Below are 15,217 nucleotides of genomic sequence, written 5' to 3' on the forward strand. Positions count from 1 at the left end.
TCCCTGGGTTGATCAAGAGGTTTCGGTCATCAGCCGGCTCGTCTTTGACGCAAACCTCTTGATCAACAGCGGTGGGTGGGTGGGGTTAGAGCTTGGTCCAGGCTTGGGTTAGGACTGTGCGGAGGGTTTGTTCGATCTCGTCGAAGTGCTGCTGCTCGGCGATCAGGGGTGGGGCCAGTTGGATGACCGGGTCGCCCCGGTCGTCGGCCCGGCAGTAGAGGCCCGCCTGGAACAGGGCGGTCGAGAGGAAGCCCCGCAGCAGGCGCTCCGACTCGGCCTCGTCGAAGGTCTCCCGGGTGGCCTTGTCCTTGACCAGTTCGATGCCGTAGAAGTAGCCGTCGCCGCGGACGTCGCCGACGATCGGCAGGTCGTACAGCTTCTCCAGGGTGGCCCGGAAGGCGTCCTCGTTGGCGCGTACGTGCCCGACCAGGTCCTCGCGGGCGAACACCTCCAGGTTGGCCAGGGCCACCGCGCAGGAGACGGGGTGGCCACCGAAGGTCACCCCGTGGGCGAACATGCCGGTCTCGGTGAGGAACGGTTTCATCAGCCGGTCGCTGGCGATCATCGCGCCGAGCGGGGCGTAGCCGGAGGTGATGCCCTTGGCAGTGGTGATGATGTCCGGCTGGTAGCCGTAGCGCACCGCGCCGAAGTACTCGCCCAACCGCCCCCACGAGCAGATCACCTCGTCGGAGACGAGCAGAACGTCGTACGCGTCGCAGATCTCCCGTACCCGATCGAAGTAGCCGGGCGGTGGTGGGAAGCACCCGCCGGAGTTCTGCACCGGCTCAAGGAAGACCGCGGCGACAGTGTCCGGCCCCTCCCGTTCGATGGCCCGACCGATCTCGTCGGCGGCCCAGCGGCCGAACGCCTCGGGGTCGTCGCCGTGCTCGGGCGCCCGGTAGAAGTTCGTGTTCGGCACCTTGATCGCGCCCGGTACCAGTGGCTCGAAGTCGCTCTTGATGCCGGGCAGGCCGGTGATCGACAGGGCGCCCATGGAGGTGCCGTGGTAGGCGATGTACCGGCTGATCACCTTGTACTTGTTGGGCTTCCCGGTGCGCTTGAAGTACGCGCGGGCCAGCTTCCATGCCGCCTCGACGGCCTCGGAGCCGCCGGTGGTGAAGAAGATCCGGTTGAGGTCGCCGGGGGTGAGCGCGGCGATCCTCTCGGCAAGTTCGATGGCCTTCGGGTGCGCGTACGACCAGAGCGGGAAGTAGGCCAGCTCGCCGGCCTGCTTGGCGGCGGCCTCGGCCAGTTCGGTGCGGCCGTGGCCGGCGTTGACCACGAAGAGCCCGGCGAGCCCGTCCAGGTAGCGGCGACCCTGCGCGTCCCACACGTACGCTCCCTCGCCGCGCACGATGGTCGGCACCTCACCGGCGGAGTAGCTCGCCATCCGGGTGAAGTGCATCCAGAGGTGGTCGGTGGCGTTGGCCATGTCAGCCCCATCGGTCGTCGGGCCGGTCAAAGGGGTGAGGCCGGCCGCTCTGTCAACGGTTATCGCACAGTCTCAACCTCCGAAGCAAGTGTTATCGGCGGTATCACGGTCGGTTGGCGACGGATTTAGCGCAGCGGCGTCATAGATGCAACGGAATCCGCACCGCTGTTTGCCGGCTGGTCGGCTGGCCGGCGGTCGGCCGGTCGGCGGTCGGCAGGAGGTGGAGGTGTGCTGGTGGCTGCCTTTGGAGCTGAATCGTTTGCGGCATCACGGCCGGCCTGTCGGGGCCGCGCCACGTGCCTTCCCGGATTCGGGCCTGTCGGATCGTGCCTGTCGGATCGTGCCTGTCGGATCGTGCCTATCGGATCGGGCCTATCGATCAGACAGGCCGGCTCGTCGCCGGGTTCTCCCGTCCGCGACTCGTTTGCGACATCAGCTCCAAAGGGCCCGGCGGGTGACAGCGCCTTCCTCGGCCGCCGCCTCGATCCACTCGGGTTCGCCGAGATCGCGGTGTCCGGGCGTGGTTGATACCGCGATATTCGTGAAGTCGAGTGGATCAAGCGCAAGCGCAAGCGCAAGGGCAAGCGCAAGGGCAAGCGCAAGGGCAAGCGCAAGCGCAAGGGCGGGGCCGGGGAGGCCGCAGGGCAGCGGTCGCGGATTGCGGTGACGCAGGCCGGGGTCGGTGACGCAGGCCGGGTCGGGTGCGCGGCTGGGGTCGGGTGCGCGGCTGAAGGTCGGGTGCGCGGCTGAAGGTCGGGGCGACGCGTGACGGGGGAGGCGCGGGCCGGGGTGCCGGGGAGGGCGTGCCGGGGGCCGGGAGGGCGTGCTGGGGGCCGGGGAGGGCGTGCTGGGGGCCGGGAGGCGCGGGTCTTGGGACGCTGGTGGGGCACTTCGGGGACTGTCGGGGGGCGTCCTGGCTGCGCGCCAACACGTCCCACCGCAACACGCCGGTAGGTCGCAGACACGGACACGCAGCGTGGCTATCGTCCGCCGCAACGTGCATCGAGCGGCGTCGCAGCGCGCCTGCTGGGCGAACGACCCGGGGTCGTCCGCCACGGCACGGATGAGCGGCGGGAGGGTCCGGTGGCGAACGAGGCGTTGCGGGTGGCGATGGCCGAGGCGGGGGAGACGGTCGAGTCGTTGGCCGAGAAGGTCCGCGTCGACCCGAAGACGGCGGCGCGGTGGCTCGCTTCGGGGCGCATCCCGCATCCGCGTACCCGGGTGGCGGTGGCTGAGGTCCTGCGCCGGGAGGCGGCCGACCTTTGGCCGGAGCCGTTCCGCCGCCGTGACCTGCCGTGGTTCCGGCCGTGGGCCGAGCTGGAACAGGACGCCACGTCACTCCGGTCCTACCAGCCGCTGCTCGTGCCGGGCCTGCTCCAGACCGAGGGGTACGCCCGCGCGATCCTGGGCACCGGCGGGCTGGTCGCACCGTCCGAGGTGGACCTGATCGTGGCGGGCCGCCTTGAACGGCAGGCGGTGCTGTGCCGCGATGCCCCACCGCAGCTCGTGGCGGTGATCGACGAGGTGGTGCTGCGCCGGCCGGTCGGCGACCGCGCCGTGATGGCCGGCCAGTTGGCCCACCTCGCGAGAGTGGCCGAGTGGGAGCACGTGCAGGTCCGGGTCATCCCGGCCGAGAGCCCGTGGCACACCGGGTTGGCCGGCCCTTTCGTGCTGGGCCGGCTGCCCGACGGGACCGAATTGGCGTATCTCGACAACCAGCTCCGCGGTCAGGTCGTGACCGATCCCCTCGACGTCGCTAACCTGGGACGCAGGTGGGAGAGCGTCACCGGCGAGGCGTTCCCCCAACGCCGGTCGATCGAGCTGATCAGGGAAGTGGCCACGACATGGACATGACCGACGCCCGCTGGCGCACCGCGACCCGCAGCAGCAACAACGGTGGTGACTGCGTCGAGGTGGCCGACAACCTGCCCGGCCGGGTGCTGGTGCGCGACAGCAAGGACCGCGACGGCGGCACGCTGACGTTCGCGCCGACCGCCTGGGCGTCGTTCGTGCAGGAAGTCCGCGCGACGCACCGCTGATCCACTCGGGATCACGGAAGTCGGGGCATCAGGGCGGCCCGGACACCCCGACTCCCGGAAAGCCGAGTGGATCAGGGGAAGCTCAGGCCGTACCCCAGGTGTAGGTCTGCTTGCGCAGCTTGAGATAGACGAACGCCTCGGTGGAGAGCACCCCGGGCACCGCGCGCAGTCGCTGCAGGATCTCCAGCAGGTGGTCGTCGTTGCGACAGACCACCTCGGTGAGCAGGTCGAACGACCCGGCGGTGATCACCACGTAGTCGACCTCGTCCAACTCGGCCAGCCGGTCGGCGACAGCTTCCAGGTCGCCGTCGGTACGGAGGCCGATCATCGCCTGCCGGTTGAAGCCGAGCTGGAGCGGATCGGTCACCGCCACGATCTGCATCACGCCGGAGTCGAGCAGCCGCTGCACCCGCTGCCGGACCGCCGCCTCGGACAGCCCCACCGCCTTGCCGATCGTCGCGTACGGGCGGCGACCGTCCTCCTGGAGCTGCTCGATGATCTGCTTGGCCACGTCATCCAGCAGAGCGTGATTCGCACCGTCACGGACAGCGACGCGTCGACCGCCATTGCTGTTCTCGTGCTGCCGGTTTGTCATAGCCCGCTCCCCATGTCCCGAATCGTGATGTCGCGCATGTATCCCCGCGTAGTCTGGCGTATTTCGTCGTGTATCGCTATTCCCGCAACGGAATCCCTTGTAAGGGAGGTCCTCTCATGTCAGGATCAGTCGTCCATGGCACTTGACCCTCCCGACATTCCCGCCGGCGCGCCTCCCCGTCCCGCCCGCCGACGATGACCCCCTAGGAGTCGTCATGCGTACTCCCCTCCGGCCCCTCTCCCGGCGTGGACTGCTCACCGGCACTCTCGGTTCGGCCGCCCTGCTCACCATGGGTGGCAGCGTCGCGGGCTGCGGCACCAAGGGCGCGCAGCAGACCGAAACTGGCTGCGTCAGCGAGGACCTCTCCGGCACCGAGAAGAAACTCGCCTTCGCCAACTGGCCGCAGTACATGGACGTGGACGACACTGACGAGTCCAAGCGGCCGAGCCTCGACGAGTTCATCACGAAGACCGGCATTCAGGTGACCTACACCGAGGACATCAACGACAACAACGAATTCTTCGGCAAGGTGCAGAACCAGCTCGCCGCCTGCCAGAGCACCGACCGGGACATCATCGTGCTGACCGACTGGATGGCGGCCCGGATGATCCGGCTCGGCTGGATCCAGAAGCTCGACCCGGCGAAGATCCCGAACGTGCAGACCAACCTGCTTCCGTCGCTGCTCAACCGCCCCTTCGACGCCGAGAACCGAATCTCCATTCCGTGGCAGTCCGGCCTCGCCGGCCTTGCCTACAACGGCAACGTCACGAAGGAACTGCGGACTGTCGACGAACTGCTCACCCGCCCCGACCTCAAGGGCAAGGTGACAGCGCTCAGCGAGATGCGCGACACAATGGGTCTGCTGCTCGGGTCGAACGGGCACGACCCGGCGAACTTCACCGCCGCCCAGTTCGACGACGCCCTCAACAAGCTCAAGAAGGCCGTCGACTCCGGGCAGATCCGCAGGTTCACCGGCAACGACTACGCGCCCGACCTGGCAAAGGGCGACATCGCGGCGTGCATCGGCTGGTCCGGCGACGTCATCCAACTGTCCGGTGAGGACGAGAAGGTGCGTTTCGTCGCGCCGGACTCCGGCGTGATGCTCTACAGCGACAACATGATGGTCCCCAACAAGGCCACCCACAAGGGCAACGCCGAAGCGCTGATCAACTACTACTACGAGCCGGCGGTCGCGGCGAAGCTCGCCGCCTACGTCAACTACATCTGCCCGGTCAAGGGCGCTCAGGCCGAGATGGAGAAGATCGACCCCGAGTTGGCCGCCAACCCGCTGATCTTCCCGGACGAGGCGCTGCTGTCGAAGTCCTCTGTGTTCATGGCCCTGGACGAGAAGCAGGAGAAGGAGTACGAGGGCAAGTTCCAACAGGTCATCGGGGCGTGACGAGGATGGCGCGCGAGACACCCGCCGGCGACCTGCGCCTGGCCAACCTCACCAGACGGTTCGGCGTCTTCACAGCTGTCGACGACCTGAGCCTGACCATCGAGCAGGGCTCGTTCTTCGCGCTGCTCGGCGCGTCCGGCTGCGGCAAGACCACCACGTTGCGGATGATCGGCGGGCTGGAGGAGCCGACCAGCGGCCAGGTGCTGCTCGGTGACCGGGACATCACCCGGCTGCGGCCGTACAAGCGACCGGTAAACACCGTCTTCCAGAGCTACGCGCTCTTCCCGCACCTCACCATCTTCGAGAACGTGGCCTTCGGGCTGCGCCGACGCGGCATCCGCTCGGTCGACGACGAGGTCACCCGGATGCTGTCACTGGTGCAACTCGACGGGTACGGCGACCGCCGCCCCGCCCAGCTCTCCGGCGGCCAGCAGCAGCGGGTCGCGCTGGCCCGCGCCCTGATCAACCGGCCGCAGGTGCTGTTGCTCGACGAACCGCTGGGCGCACTCGACCTCAAGCTGCGCCGACAGATGCAGATCGAGCTGAAGCGCATCCAGACCGAGGTCGGCATCACCTTCGTGCACGTCACCCACGACCAGGAGGAGGCCATGACAATGGCCGACACCGTCGCGGTGATGAACGCCGGCCGGATCGAGCAACTCGGTCCTCCCGCCGACCTCTACGAGTTTCCCGCCACCGCCTTCGTGGCGAACTTCCTCGGCCAGTCGAACCTGCTCGCCGGCGAGGCCACCGGCGCCGGTGGCGGTGACGTCGCGGTGACGGCGCACGGCACGCGCTTCTCGGTGCCCGCCGGCCGGTCGCGGGCCGACCACGGCCCGGTCCACCTGGGGGTACGCCCCGAAAAGCTGATACTGGTCGGCTCCGCCGACCAGGTGCCCGCCGGGCATCAGCACGTCACCGGAGTGGTCACCGACGCCTCCTACGTGGGAGTCAGCACCCAGTACCTGCTGCGCACCGGTTGGGGCACCGAGTTGTCGGTCTTCGCCGCCAACAGCGGGACGTCGACGCCCGTGGCGGTCGGCAGCGAGGCCGTGGCGTACTGGGATCCGCGGCACGCGTTCCTGCTGCCCCGCGACGCCGCCGACACCGACCGGACGTCGCCGGTGCTCGACGAGCCGGTGGGTGCGTCGTCGTGACCCTGCTGGCCCCCACCAGGGCGGGGCACCCGCCACCCGCGCCACCGGCAGCCCGGTCCGGGCGACGCCGGCTCCTGCCGTACCTCCTGTTGTTGCCGGGTGCGGCCTGGCTGCTCATCTTCTTCGGTGTGCCGCTGGTGCAGTTGGCGTCGGCCAGCCTGTACGACCCCAGCGGCTCGCTCTCCACCGGGTACGCGATGACCTGGGCGGTCGGCAACTACCCGGACGTGCTGCAGGCGTACTGGCCGCAGTTCCTGCGCTCGTTCGGCTACGCCGGGCTGGCCCTGGTGCTGGCGTTGCTGCTGGGCTACCCACTGGCGTACGCCATCGCGCAGAAGGCCGGCCGCTGGAAGAACCTGCTGCTGGTGTGCGTCGTCGCGCCGATGTTCACCAGCTTCCTGGTCCGCACGCTGGCCTGGAAGACGATCCTGTCGGACAACGGTGCGCTCGTCGGTCTGCTGCGCGACGTGCACCTGCTCGCCCCGGACGGTCGGCTGCTGGCCACCCCGTTCGCTGTGGTGCTCGGCCTGACGTACAACTTCCTGCCGTTTTTGGTGCTGCCGCTGTACGCGAGCCTGGAGCGGCTGGACCCCCGGTTGCTAGAGGCGGCCACCGACCTGTACGCGAGCCCGGTGCAGGCGTTCCGCCGGGTGACGCTGCCGCTGTCCATGCCCGGTCTGGTCGCCGGCACGCTGCTGTTCTTCATCCCGGCCAGCGGCGACTACATCAACGCCGAACTGCTCGGCACCCCGAACGAATACATGATCGGCAACGTCATCGACTCGGCGTTCCTGGTCCGACTGGACTACCCGCAGGGCGCCGCGCTGTCGTTCCTGCTGATGGCGGCGATCCTCGCTGTGGTCTTCGGCTACCTCCGTCGAGCCGGCACGGAGGAGGTCCTCTAATGAGACTTTCGCGCTGGTTCGCGGACCGCTGGGTGATGCTCGTGGCGTTGCTGGTGCTCGGCTACCTGGCGCTGCCGATCCTGGTGGTGGCCGCGTTGTCGTTCAACCGGCCGTCGAGCCGGCTGTCGTACGACTTCAACGAGTTCACTCTGGACAACTGGCGGCAGCCCTGCGCCACCTCGGACATGTGCGACGCGGTGGTCCGCAGCGTGCAGATCGGCTTTATCGCCACGGTGGTCGCCACAGTGCTCGGCACGCTGATGGCGTTCGCGCTGGTCCGGCACCGCTTCCGTGGCCGCTCCGGGGTCAACGTGCTGATCTTCCTGCCGATGGCCACCCCGGAGCTGGTGATGGGCACGTCGTTGCTGGCCCTGTTCGTGTCGGCGGGCGTACCGCAGGGTTTCTGGACCGTCGTGATCGCGCACGTGATGTTCTGCGTGTCGTTCGTGGTGGTAACAGTGAAGGCACGGCTCGCCGGGATGGACCGGCGGCTGGAGGAGGCCGCCATGGACCTCTACGCCAACGAGTGGCAGACCTTCCGACGGATCACCCTGCCGCTGGTGCTGCCCGGCATCGTGGCCGCCGCGTTGCTGGCCTTCTCGCTGAGCTTCGACGACTTCATCATCACGAACTTCAACGCCGGAACCACTGTCACGTTCCCGATGTACGTCTGGGGCGCTGCCCAGCGTGGCATCCCACCGCAGGTCAACGTGATCGGCACCGCGATGTTCGCGGTCGCGCTGCTGCTCGTCGGGCTCAGCTCGCTGCGCGGTCGACGGGCCCGCCGCGCCAACCTGCTGACCGGCCCGTCATGACCCTTCCGCATACCGGCCGGGCGTTGGCCGACGCGGCACCCGTGCCGTACTGGCTCGATCGCCCGGACCGCCCCGACCCGCTACCGCCAATGAGCGGTCGGCACTCCGCCGACCTGCTGGTGATCGGTGGCGGTTACAGCGGACTGTGGGCCGCGCTGTTGGCGAAGCAGGCGGACCCGGACCGGGACGTGCTGCTCGTCGACGCCGGGACCTGCGGTTGGGCCGCGTCCGGGCGCAACGGCGGGTTCTGCGCAGCCTCGCTGACCCACGGCCTCGCCAACGGCGTCGACCGGTTCCCCGACGAGGTCGGCGAGTTGGAACGCCTCGGCCGGGACAACCTGGACGCCATCGCCGCCACCGTCGCGAAGTTCGACATCGAGTGCGACTTCGAGCGCACCGGTGAGCTGGCCGTCGCCGTCGAGCCGTACCAACTCGACGGGCTGGCCGCCGACGCGGACCTGGCCCGCCGGTACGGCCACCGGGTGCGGTTGCTCGACCGCGACGAGGTGCGCGCCGAGGTGCACTCGCCGACGTACCTGGGTGGGATGTTCGACGCCGACCGGGTGGCAATGGTGGACCCGGCGAAGCTGGCCTGGGGGCTGCGCCGCGCCTGCCTCGACCTCGGCGTACGCGTGCACGAACACACCCGGGTCACCGGCCTGCGCGCCGACAACGCGGCGGTGCACGCCAGCACCCTGGGCACCGATCCCACCGCCCACCCGGCCGACCCTGGCCCGGCCGACACCCGCGCCGCAGGTCTTCCCGGCTCGATACGGGCGCGCCGGGTCGTGCTGGCCACCAACGCGTTCCCGCCGCTGCTGCGCCGGCTACGGGCGTACCTGGTGCCGGTCTACGACCACGTGCTGATGACCGAACCGCTGACCCCGGCCCAGCGCGACGCCATCGGTTGGCGCAACCGGCAGGGACTCGCCGACACCGCCAACCAGTTCCACTACTACCGGATCACCACCGACGGGCGGATCCTCTTCGGCGGCTACGACGCCGTCTACCACTACGGCAACCGCGTCGCGCCCGAGTTGGAGCAACGACCGGCCACCTTCACCACCCTTGCCCGCCACTTCTTCACCACGTTCCCGCAGCTCGCCGACGTGCGGTTCAGCCACCGCTGGGGCGGGGTCATCGACACCTGCACCCGGTTCTGCCCGTTCTTCGGCACCGCCTACGGCGGTCGGCTGGCGTACGCGGCCGGCTACACCGGCCTCGGCGTCGGGGCCACCCGCTTCGGGGCCCGGGTGCTGCTCGACCTGCTCGACGGCGGGAACACCCCGCTGACCCGGCTCGACCTGGTTCGCCGCAAGCCCCTGCCGTTCCCGCCGGAACCCGTCCGCGCGGTCGGCATCAATCTCACCCGCTGGTCACTGGCCCGCGCCGACGCGCGCGAAGGTCGGCGCGACCTCTGGCTCCGTACTCTCGATCGTTTCGGTTTGGGGTTTGATTCCTGATGCGTGTCCTCCTCGTCGGCGCCGGTGGCGTCGGCTCCGCCGCCGTAGCCATCGCCGCCCGACGGACCTTCTTCGAGACCGTTGTGGTCGCCGACCACGACCCCGTTCGGGCCCAGCGGGCGGTCGCCGGGCACGGTGACCGGTTCGTCGCCGCCCAGGTGGACGCCTCCTCATCCGACGCGGTCACCGCGCTGTGCCGGGAGCACCGGATCACGCACGTGTTGAACGCCGTCGACCCGCGGTTCGTCATGCCGATCTTCAACGGGGCGTTCGCGGCCGGCGCGGACTACCTGGACATGGCGATGTCGCTGTCGCACGTGGGGACCGGCGTGAAGCTCGGCGACGAACAGTTCGCGCTGGCCGACACCTGGTCGGCCGCCGGTCGGCTGGCGCTGTGCGGCATCGGGGTCGAACCCGGCCTCTCCGACGTGTTCGCCCGCTACGCCGCCGACGAACTGTTCAGTGAGATCGACGAGATCGGTGTCCGGGACGGGGCGAACCTCACAGTCGACGGGTACGACTTCGCGCCCTCGTTCTCCATCTGGACCACCATCGAGGAGTGCCTCAACCCGCCGGTCATCTGGGAGAGGGACCGGGGCTGGTTCACCACCGAACCGTTCTCCGAGCCGGAGGTCTTCCACTTTCCGGAGGGGATCGGGCCGGTCGAGTGCGTCAACGTCGAACACGAGGAGGTGCTGCTCATCCCGCGCTGGGTCAAGGCCCGGCGGGTCACCTTCAAGTACGGCCTCGGCGACGAGTTCATCGAGGTGCTCAAGACGCTGCACAAGCTCGGCCTGGACGCGGTCTCCCCGGTACGGGTACGCGGCGTCGACGTCTCCCCGCGCGACGTGGTGGCCGCGAGTCTGCCCGACCCGGCCACGCTCGGTGCCCGGATGCGCGGCAAGACCTGCGCCGGCACCTGGGTACGCGGCCTCGGCCCGGACGGGCAACCCCGCGAGGTCTACCTGTACCACGTGGTCGACAACGAGTGGTCGATGCGGGAGTACGGGCACCAGGCGGTGGTCTGGCAGACCGCCGTCAACCCGGTCGTCGCGTTGGAGTTGCTCGCCAGCGGCGCGTGGGCCGGTGTCGGGGTGCTCGGCCCGGAGGCGCTGCCCCCGATGCCCTTCCTCGACCTGCTGAACGGTTACGGGTCACCATGGGCGATGGAGGAGCGGTGAGCCGGCCGCGCTGACGGCATCGCGACAGTTCCGTCGTCGCCGTTGGGCCTCCGATCCCCTGTCGATGCGGTGCGTGGTGATCTGCGGCTTTTGCTGGTGCTGACACCCGCACGATCGGCCCTGCCCTGCCAACCTGGAGGGTTGCCGCGTCTGTCGACTCGTCGCCCGCGAGCGCGCCCACCGATCTTTCCCGCGAAGCGAAAGGCGCAGGTGACGAACGCGACGGGGGATATTGCAGACTGTGTTTGCGACGACACTCATCGCCGTGACGATGCAACCACCACAGAACCCGGGGCCCCCGTACCCGCCGTCGTTCGGCCAGACGCCCCGACCGAACTGGTTCCGCCGGGCCACTCCCGCCGGCCGGGTCGCCGTGATCCTCGGCTCGGTGACGCTGTCGATCCTGCTGCTCTGCTGCGCCGGCACCGCCATCGTCGGCGCGTTGACCGGCGAGCCGGAGCCGACAAAGACCGGCACCGCCGCCGAGCAGCCGCAGCAGCCGATCCTGGCCGCACCCGGCGAGCCGGCCCAGGAGGAGTCGCCGACTGCCGCGCCGCCCTCCACCGTGCCCCCGGCGGCGCCGCCCTTGTCGGCGGCAGCCGCGCCGGTGGTGCAGGTGACGACCGTGACGGAGAAGGCGACCATCCGGTACGGCGAGCGGACCGTCAAGGACTCGTCGCTGGCCGAGGGCAAGCGGGTCGTCCGGACCAAAGGCGTGAACGGCGTCCGGACCCTGACCTACGAGGTGACCACCACCGACGGCGTGCGGACGGCCAAGAAGCTGGTCACGTCCGTAGTGACGAAGCAGCCGGTGACCCAGGTCGTGGCCGTCGGCACCAAGAAGCCGCAGTCGTCGAAGTGCGACCCGAACTACAGCGGCTGCGTCCCGATCGCCAGCGATGTCGACTGCGCGGGTGGCAGTGGCAACGGCCCCGCCTACGTCAGCGGGCCGATCAGGGTGATCGGCAACGACATCTACGACCTGGACCGAGACGGCGACGGCACAGCCTGCGACTAACCCCCCGGCCCCCGGCCCCCGCCCTCGCCCCCGCCCCGCTGAACCGTGTCGATCATGGAGTTGTGGTGGGCGGAAGGCGCTGTATCAAGGCATTTGTCCGCCACCACAACTCCATGATCGACTCAGGTGGCGGACTCGGTGCTATAGCACGGTTGGAAAGGGCTGCGGGGGTTGTGCACAGGGTCGGCGGTTATCCACAGGGCGCGTTCTTGGGGTCGAGCGTTGGTGAAGTGGTGCTGCAGATTCCTCCGGCATGGCAGAGCCTCTGTATCCATACTCGGAGTTACTCGCAGCCGGCCTCAGCCGGGAACAAGTGCGCAGATTGACCGAGCAGTCCCATCTGCACCGGCTGTCGCGGAGCATCTACGGGCCATCGGCCGACCAGGCTGGACGTCTACCGGCAATCTTCCGGCGGCTGCCTCCCGGAGCCGTCGTCGGCTTTCACACCGGGGCGCAGCTGCATGGCTTCGGCGACGCGCGAAGCTCCGACGTGCACGTGATCGTGCCAGCGGGGGAGAAGGTCCCGCGCATCCGAGGCGTCGTTACACACGAGGCAGTGTTGCCGGTGCGTGACCCGGTGCTGCTCGGCGGAGTGCCGTGCGCGCCCGCCGTCAGGTGCGCGGTGGACCTGGCCCGGTCGTTGCGCCGAATGGAAGCGATGCCGCTGCTGGACCTTTGCCTTCGCGTAGGCGCCTGTCGGCCCGAGGAACTCCGGGTAGAGGTAGCTCGGCACGATCGTCTGCGGGGAGTCTCTCAGGCGCGCGATCTCGTGCCACGCGCCGATCCTCGGGCAGAATGTCGGCAGGAGAGCCAGCTGCGCTTGGTGCTGATAGATGGCGGCTTGCCACCGCCGGAGCCGCAGATCTGGGTCCCGGACAACTATGGGATACCGCTCTACCGCCTGGATCTTGGGTATCGGCGACACCGCGTCGGCGTCGAGTACGACGGATCGTCCCATCTGGACCGTGCTCGACTCCAGCATGATCGCTCTCGTACGAACTGGCTCGCCGCCAACGGCTGGCAAATGCGGCACTTCACGGACCGGGACCTCTACCGTCGCCCCACCCACATCCTCCGAACCTTGATACCCCTCCTGTACCCCTAGCTCTCCAGTCATTCGCCTTCACCTGACCTCGCGCCGATCATGAAGTTGTGGTGCCTCACGGAAGGCGTGAAACGGATCTAACTCCCACCACAACTCCATGATCGACGGGAGGGGTCGGGGTCGGCGGCCGGGGCTTGGACGGGGCGAGCGCTTGTCGTGACGCAGCTCACTCCCGCACGCCAAGCGCCGTGGCCTTCGGGGACGCACGACGCAGATGACGTGACACGGGCACGAAGTCGACCGGGACTGGCTTGCGGTGGTTTGCCCGCTGGACACCCGCGTGGAGGATGGCTGCGACGGGTGCTTACAGAACCCTTAACCCGGGCCTGCGACGGTATGCCGGGCAGGCCGAACTGGGGGAGCGGAAAAACGTGCGGGTGCTGGTGGCGGACGACGAGCGGTTGTTGGCGGACACGGTGGCCGAAGGGCTGCGCCGCCTCTCGATGGCCGTCGACGTCTGCTACGACGGTGACGGTGCGCTGGAGCGGGTCGGGGTGAACCGGTACGACGTCGCGGTGCTGGACCGGGACATGCCCGGACACACCGGTGACGAGGTGTGCCGCAGCATCGCCGACTCACAGGTCGGCACCCGGGTGCTGCTGCTCACCGCTGCGGCGGGCATCCGGGACCGGGTCGAGGGCCTCGGCCTCGGCGCGGACGACTACCTGACCAAGCCGTTCGCGTTCGCCGAGCTGGTGGCCCGGGTGCAGGCCCTCGGGCGACGGTCCACCCCGGCGCTGCCACCGGTGCTCGCCCAGGACGGCCTCGCCTTGGACGTGGGCCGGCACCTGGCCACCCGGGACGGCCGGTCCCTCGCGTTGAGCCCAAAGGAGTTCGCGGTGCTGCACGTGCTGCTGCGCGCGGACGGCCAGGTGGTCAGCGCCGAGGAGTTGCTGGAGCAGGCCTGGGACGAGTTCGCCGACCCGTTCACCAACGCCGTACGGGTCACCGTGATGACCCTGCGCAAGAAGCTCGGCGATCCCGCGATCATCCACACCGTTCCGAAGGCCGGCTACCGCATCGGCGGCACGGCGTGAGCTGGACGCCACGACGTCGGGTGCTGCTGGTGGGGCTGCTGGCGCTGCTGGCCGGCCCGATACTGCCGGCGATGGGCAAGTGGCTGTCGGAGATGACCTGGGCCTGGGGGCAGCAGTTCTGTGACGTGCCCGTGCCCGGGTTGTCGACGGTGTGCGGCAACGTACGGCCGGGGGCGTTCATGCTGCCCCTGGTGGCCGTCCTGCTCGTGACAGTGGCTGTCCTGGTGGCGCTCTGGTTCGCAGCAGTGTGGTGCCTGCGTCCGGTCGCTGACCTGGCCGGGCCGATCGGGCACCTCGGCCCGCAGAACCTCGGTCACCGGATCCGGCCGCGGGGCAGCGACGAGTTGGCCCGGCTGTCCCGGGCGATCGACGAGATGATGGAACGCGTCTCCGCCGGGTACGAGGGGCAGCGGCGGTTCGCCGCGAACGCCTCGCACGAGCTGCGGACGCCCCTCGCCGTGCAGCGGACGCTCATCGAGGTCGGCATGGCCAGGGCGCTCACCGGTGAGCAGTTGGAGCTGCTGACCAGTCAGCTGCTGGAGACCAACGAGCGCAACGAACGACTGATCGAGGGCCTGCTCGCGCTCAGCGAGAGCGACCAGGGCCTCCGTTCGCGGATACCGCAGCGGTTGGACACGATCGTCGAGGCGGTGCTGGCCGGGTACCTGGACCGGGCCGGGGAGGCCGGGGTCACAGTGGAGACCCATCTCGCACCCCGCATCGTCGTCGGCGAGCGGGTGCTGCTGGAACGCCTGGTCACCAACCTGGTGGAGAACGGGATCAAGTACAACCGGCCGGGCGGCTCACTGACCGTCGTGGTGAGCGGCGTGCCCGCGCTGTCCGTTGTCAACACCGGCCAGCCCGTGCCGGCCGAGGCGGTGGCCGGTCTGTTCGAGCCGTTCCGCCGACTCGCCCGGGACCGGACCTCGCAGGGCGGCGGGGCCGGCCTGGGCCTGGCCATCGCCCGCTCGATCACCCAGGCCCATGACGGCATCATCGCGGCCCGGCCCGCCGAGCACGGCGGCCTGCGGGTCGACGTCCGGCTACCCACATTGAACTGACACTTCCACC

The 15,217-nt window shown here is 69.3% G+C and carries 15 protein-coding genes; 12 read left to right on the top strand and 3 right to left on the bottom strand.

Annotated elements, in window-relative coordinates; translation table 11 throughout:
- Window positions 1-85: 85 nt before the first annotated feature.
- The gene (locus KBX08_RS17040) at window positions 86-1,432 is read right to left on the bottom strand and encodes an aspartate aminotransferase family protein (protein WP_210784474.1); all 1,347 of its coding nucleotides are present in this window, start codon (window positions 1,430-1,432) and stop codon (window positions 86-88) included.
- 1,110 nt (window positions 1,433-2,542) lie between these two features.
- On the opposite strand from KBX08_RS17040, the gene KBX08_RS17045 reads away from it, so the two are divergent.
- Together KBX08_RS17045 and KBX08_RS17050 are read left to right on the top strand one after the other, a co-directional pair.
- Window positions 2,543-3,286: a DUF5753 domain-containing protein gene (locus tag KBX08_RS17045; protein ID WP_210784531.1), complete on the top strand. Its 744-nt coding sequence runs from the start codon at window positions 2,543-2,545 to the stop codon at window positions 3,284-3,286.
- A complete protein-coding gene (locus tag KBX08_RS17050; protein WP_210784475.1) occupies window positions 3,277-3,471 on the top strand; it encodes a DUF397 domain-containing protein in 195 nt (64 codons plus the stop codon). The genes KBX08_RS17045 and KBX08_RS17050 overlap by 10 nt, the downstream gene beginning before the upstream one ends.
- An 82-nt stretch (window positions 3,472-3,553) precedes the next feature.
- Here KBX08_RS17050 and KBX08_RS17055 read toward each other — a convergent pair whose 3' ends face one another.
- Complete coding sequence (locus KBX08_RS17055) at window positions 3,554-4,066, bottom strand: Lrp/AsnC family transcriptional regulator (protein ID WP_091394101.1); 513 nt, start codon at window positions 4,064-4,066, stop codon at window positions 3,554-3,556.
- A 214-nt stretch (window positions 4,067-4,280) separates the two neighbouring features.
- Here KBX08_RS17055 and KBX08_RS17060 point away from each other — a divergent pair, with 214 nt between their 5' ends.
- The 7 genes from KBX08_RS17060 to KBX08_RS17090 all read left to right on the top strand — a co-directional run bounded on the left by KBX08_RS17060 (window position 4,281) and on the right by KBX08_RS17090 (window position 12,004).
- Window positions 4,281-5,465, top strand: coding sequence for a spermidine/putrescine ABC transporter substrate-binding protein (locus KBX08_RS17060; RefSeq protein WP_210784476.1), 1,185 nt, complete (start codon window positions 4,281-4,283; stop codon window positions 5,463-5,465).
- A gap of 5 nt (window positions 5,466-5,470) precedes the next feature.
- Window positions 5,471-6,622, top strand: coding sequence for an ABC transporter ATP-binding protein (locus KBX08_RS17065; protein ID WP_210784477.1), 1,152 nt, complete (start codon window positions 5,471-5,473; stop codon window positions 6,620-6,622).
- Window positions 6,619-7,527, top strand: a complete 909-nt coding sequence (locus KBX08_RS17070) for an ABC transporter permease (protein ID WP_210784478.1) — start codon at window positions 6,619-6,621, stop codon at window positions 7,525-7,527. Before KBX08_RS17065 ends, KBX08_RS17070 begins: the two co-directional genes overlap by 4 nt.
- Window positions 7,527-8,342 carry an ABC transporter permease gene (locus tag KBX08_RS17075; RefSeq protein WP_210784479.1) on the top strand — a complete coding sequence of 272 codons (816 nt, stop codon included), beginning with the start codon at window positions 7,527-7,529 and terminating at the stop codon, window positions 8,340-8,342. The genes KBX08_RS17070 and KBX08_RS17075 overlap by 1 nt, the downstream gene beginning before the upstream one ends.
- A complete protein-coding gene (locus KBX08_RS17080; protein WP_210784480.1) occupies window positions 8,339-9,805 on the top strand; it encodes an FAD-binding oxidoreductase in 1,467 nt (488 codons plus the stop codon). Before KBX08_RS17075 ends, KBX08_RS17080 begins: the two co-directional genes overlap by 4 nt.
- Window positions 9,805-10,986 carry a saccharopine dehydrogenase family protein gene (locus tag KBX08_RS17085; RefSeq protein WP_210784481.1) on the top strand — a complete coding sequence of 394 codons (1,182 nt, stop codon included), beginning with the start codon at window positions 9,805-9,807 and terminating at the stop codon, window positions 10,984-10,986. The genes KBX08_RS17080 and KBX08_RS17085 overlap by 1 nt, the downstream gene beginning before the upstream one ends.
- 271 nt (window positions 10,987-11,257) lie before the next feature.
- The gene (locus KBX08_RS17090) at window positions 11,258-12,004 is read left to right on the top strand and encodes a G5 domain-containing protein (RefSeq protein ID WP_247669550.1); all 747 of its coding nucleotides are present in this window, start codon (window positions 11,258-11,260) and stop codon (window positions 12,002-12,004) included.
- 394 nt (window positions 12,005-12,398) lie between these two features.
- Here the strand turns inward: KBX08_RS17090 and KBX08_RS33870 are convergent, their stop codons facing one another.
- Window positions 12,399-12,986: a hypothetical protein gene (locus KBX08_RS33870; RefSeq protein ID WP_247669569.1), complete on the bottom strand. Its 588-nt coding sequence runs from the start codon at window positions 12,984-12,986 to the stop codon at window positions 12,399-12,401.
- Between KBX08_RS33870 and KBX08_RS33875 the strand changes: the two genes are divergently transcribed.
- The 3 genes from KBX08_RS33875 (at window position 12,906) to KBX08_RS17105 (ending at window position 15,207) form a co-directional block, all read left to right on the top strand.
- Window positions 12,906-13,109, top strand: a complete 204-nt coding sequence (locus KBX08_RS33875) for a DUF559 domain-containing protein (protein ID WP_247669551.1) — start codon at window positions 12,906-12,908, stop codon at window positions 13,107-13,109. The two genes, KBX08_RS33870 and KBX08_RS33875, sit on opposite strands and share 81 nt — an antisense overlap.
- 371 nt (window positions 13,110-13,480) lie before the next feature.
- The gene (locus KBX08_RS17100; protein WP_210784484.1) at window positions 13,481-14,146 is read left to right on the top strand and encodes a response regulator transcription factor; all 666 of its coding nucleotides are present in this window, start codon (window positions 13,481-13,483) and stop codon (window positions 14,144-14,146) included.
- The gene (locus KBX08_RS17105; RefSeq protein ID WP_307850569.1) at window positions 14,143-15,207 is read left to right on the top strand and encodes a HAMP domain-containing sensor histidine kinase; all 1,065 of its coding nucleotides are present in this window, start codon (window positions 14,143-14,145) and stop codon (window positions 15,205-15,207) included. The genes KBX08_RS17100 and KBX08_RS17105 overlap by 4 nt, the downstream gene beginning before the upstream one ends.
- The last annotated feature ends 10 nt before the right edge of the window (window positions 15,208-15,217 follow it).

Origin of the sequence: Micromonospora sp. H61 (assembly GCF_018070325.1) — a bacterium.
Taxonomy (GTDB): domain Bacteria; phylum Actinomycetota; class Actinomycetes; order Mycobacteriales; family Micromonosporaceae; genus Micromonospora; species Micromonospora salmantinae.

Excerpts from the sequence above, each read along its gene's own strand:
- KBX08_RS17040 (WP_210784474.1), bottom strand. The coding sequence starts at position 1,432 with ATGGCCAACGCCACCGACCACCTCTGGATGCACTTCACCCGGATGGCG.
- KBX08_RS17045 (WP_210784531.1), top strand. The coding sequence starts at position 2,543 with ATGGCCGAGGCGGGGGAGACGGTCGAGTCGTTGGCCGAGAAGGTCCGC.
- KBX08_RS17050 (WP_210784475.1), top strand. The coding sequence starts at position 3,277 with ATGGACATGACCGACGCCCGCTGGCGCACCGCGACCCGCAGCAGCAAC.
- KBX08_RS17055 (WP_091394101.1), bottom strand. The coding sequence starts at position 4,066 with ATGACAAACCGGCAGCACGAGAACAGCAATGGCGGTCGACGCGTCGCT.
- KBX08_RS17060 (WP_210784476.1), top strand. The coding sequence starts at position 4,281 with ATGCGTACTCCCCTCCGGCCCCTCTCCCGGCGTGGACTGCTCACCGGC.
- KBX08_RS17065 (WP_210784477.1), top strand. The coding sequence starts at position 5,471 with ATGGCGCGCGAGACACCCGCCGGCGACCTGCGCCTGGCCAACCTCACC.
- KBX08_RS17075 (WP_210784479.1), top strand. The coding sequence starts at position 7,527 with ATGAGACTTTCGCGCTGGTTCGCGGACCGCTGGGTGATGCTCGTGGCG.
- KBX08_RS17080 (WP_210784480.1), top strand. The coding sequence starts at position 8,339 with ATGACCCTTCCGCATACCGGCCGGGCGTTGGCCGACGCGGCACCCGTG.
- KBX08_RS17085 (WP_210784481.1), top strand. The coding sequence starts at position 9,805 with ATGCGTGTCCTCCTCGTCGGCGCCGGTGGCGTCGGCTCCGCCGCCGTA.
- KBX08_RS17090 (WP_247669550.1), top strand. The coding sequence starts at position 11,258 with ATGCAACCACCACAGAACCCGGGGCCCCCGTACCCGCCGTCGTTCGGC.
- KBX08_RS33870 (WP_247669569.1), bottom strand. The coding sequence starts at position 12,986 with ATGCTGGAGTCGAGCACGGTCCAGATGGGACGATCCGTCGTACTCGAC.